Annotated in this window: 2 protein-coding genes; one reads left to right on the forward strand and one right to left on the reverse strand. The window is 70.6% G+C overall.

What is annotated here, in order from left to right:
- Positions 1-183 precede the first annotated feature (183 nt).
- Positions 184-2,091, reverse strand: a complete 1,908-nt coding sequence (locus tag A7A76_RS20995; RefSeq protein WP_206413132.1) for a hypothetical protein — start codon at positions 2,089-2,091, stop codon at positions 184-186.
- Positions 2,092-2,134: 43 nt separating this feature from the next.
- Between A7A76_RS20995 and A7A76_RS21000 the strand changes: the two genes are divergently transcribed.
- Positions 2,135-2,401: hypothetical protein (locus tag A7A76_RS21000; RefSeq protein WP_428995214.1), on the forward strand; the 267-nt coding region annotated here is incomplete at its 3' end.

Consider the following 2,401-nt stretch of genomic DNA (forward strand, 5'->3'; position numbering starts at 1 on the left):
GCCAGCCGCGCCTGCGCTTGCCCGGCCTGCGCCGGCAACACCGCGCGCAGGCGCCGCAAGGTCGCGGCGACCGGCGCGGGCAGGCCCGCATCGATCGGCGCATTCGCTTCGACATCGTTCATGGCCGTCGTCTGCCTGCGTTGGCCGTCCCTGGCGATGTTCGCGTCCATGCCCGTTCGCTCCTTACTGCACCGCGATCAGTTCTTCGCTGTCCTCGACCCAGGCGCGCTGGTCGAACTGCCCCTGCATGCCGACGAAGGTGAAGCGGCGGCGGAACTTGCGCTTGTCGCCGTTCTTCAGCGCGATGCGCAGCTTGAGCGGGTCGCCCTGGCTGCCCGGCATCTCCAGGCGCTCGCTGCGCTTGTACGCGCCGTCCTCGTACTTCACGTCGATGTAGACGCGCCGCACCGTCGCCGGATCGAACACCGGGATGAACTCCAGCTGCAGCGCGTCCTCGAAGCTGTCGTGGATCAACAGCTCGGGCACGTCGACTTCGAGCGGCGGCGCGGCCGGATCGGGCTGCGCCGCGCCCTTGCGCCGCTGCACGATCTGATACGTGACGCCGCGATTCGCCGGCGCCGGCTTGGCCCCGCGCAGGCGCCAGGTCTTCGGCCCGGAACTCGCGGTCAGGGTCAGCGTGGTCTTCGGCTCGGGCGTGGCGTAGCCGCGCGCCTGCAGCTTGACGTCGATCGCCTCGACCACGTCCCAGTCGATGTCGCCCGGGGTCGCGGTGATCTGGCGGAACTCCACATGCTCGTATGGATTGACGAACAAGGTGCGGTCTTCGCTGCGCTCGGCCGGAACCGTGTACGAGGTGCGGTCTGCAGCCCAGTCGGACTGCGGATCGAAGTGATACTGGTACGAGGCCTCGTAATCGATGTCGCGGGTCTCGTTCATGAACACGTCGAAGCGCTTGACCGCGCTGTCGCCGGGCGCGAACACGAAGTCGGCGTGCTTGTGGTCGCGCGGCTTCTTCTTGTCGCCGTAATCCAGCGCCACCTGCGCCGACTTGAGATCGATCGGCTCGAACGCGATCGGCATGCTGGCCTCGACCGCGAACTGGCGGAAGAACGGATCGTCCAGGTCGATCTCCTTGAAGTACTTCGACTTGTCGCGCAGATCGCCGAGCATCAGGCCGAAGAAGCCCTGCGGCGCGTAGGTGCGGCGCACCGCTTCGGCGCGGTTGTAGCGCAGGGTCAGTTTCTTGCGCTCTTCCTGATGCACGAACTTGAGCTTGAGCGAGAGGCTGGCCGCGGTCGGCGGCGTCGGCACGGTCGGGGTGACCGGCGGCGTCACCGGCGGAGTGACGGGAGGCGTGACCGGCGGCGTCACTGGCGGCGTCACGGGCGGCGTCACGGGCGGAACGACAGGCGGCGTCACCGACGCCGGCCGGCGCAGGCGCCCGTGCCAACGGTTCGGCGTGGCGCCGGCGGCGCGGCCGGTGACGTGGACGACGCGGTTGTCCGGATCGCCGCCCATCGCCGAATGCGCGCCGGGCCGGCTGCTGGCCGGCACGTCGCCGTTGGCGGCCTGGGTGCTCACGGTGATCGGCACGCCGGCGCGGCGCGCCACCGCCAGCGCGACATCCAGGCGCCGCTGCGACAAGCGCTTGTTGTAACGCTCGCGCTCGCTGTCGCTGGCGCCGCTGACGTGTTCGTGGCTGGCATAGGCCTGGAAATTCAGATTGCGCGGCGCCGGCAAGCTGCGGATCCACGCCATCAGGCGCTCGGCGCCGCGCTCGCTGCCGCTCCAGTTGCCGTCGCCTTCGATGCGCAGCGTGCCCGAGGCATCGCGGTAGCGCGGGTCGGTGGTGGTGTTGTCGACGTAGGCGCGGTACTGCGCCGACGGCGGGTTGGTGCTCCAGCCGGCTTCGGCGGGTTTGTCGAAATCGAAGAACAGGCCGAAGGTCTGGTCTTGCGCGCTGGCCGGCCATTCGACGTCGATGCGCTTGCTGCTGTCGGGATCGACGGTGATGTTGACCCGGCCTTGCGCGTCGGCGGCGACCACCTGGTCGTCGACTTTCACCACCGCGCCGGCGCCGCCGACGGTGATGGTTTCCGACAGACCGCTGGCGGCGGGCGTGTGGGTCACGGTCAGGCCCGCGGGCAGCGGCGAAGGTTCGGTCGAATCGACGGTGAGCGCGGCGGGCTGGATCTGCGCCGCGGGGGGCGTGGTGCCGCCGGAGGTGCCGCCGGAACTGCCGCTGGAAGCGCCGCCCGAGCTGCCGGAACTCGCGTCGGCGACGCCGCTGCGCGCGCTGCTGGCGGTGCTGGCGCGCGCGGCGCCGCTTGAAAAGGCGCTGGCGCCGCTCGAAGCCCCGCCGCTGCTGCCGCCTGAGCTGCCGCCGCTCGATCCGCCGCTGCTGCCGCCCGAACTGCCGCCGCTCGATCCGCCGCTGCTG

The organism is Lysobacter enzymogenes (assembly GCF_017168095.1).
In the GTDB taxonomy this organism is placed as follows: Bacteria; Pseudomonadota; Gammaproteobacteria; order Xanthomonadales; family Xanthomonadaceae; genus Lysobacter; species Lysobacter enzymogenes_D.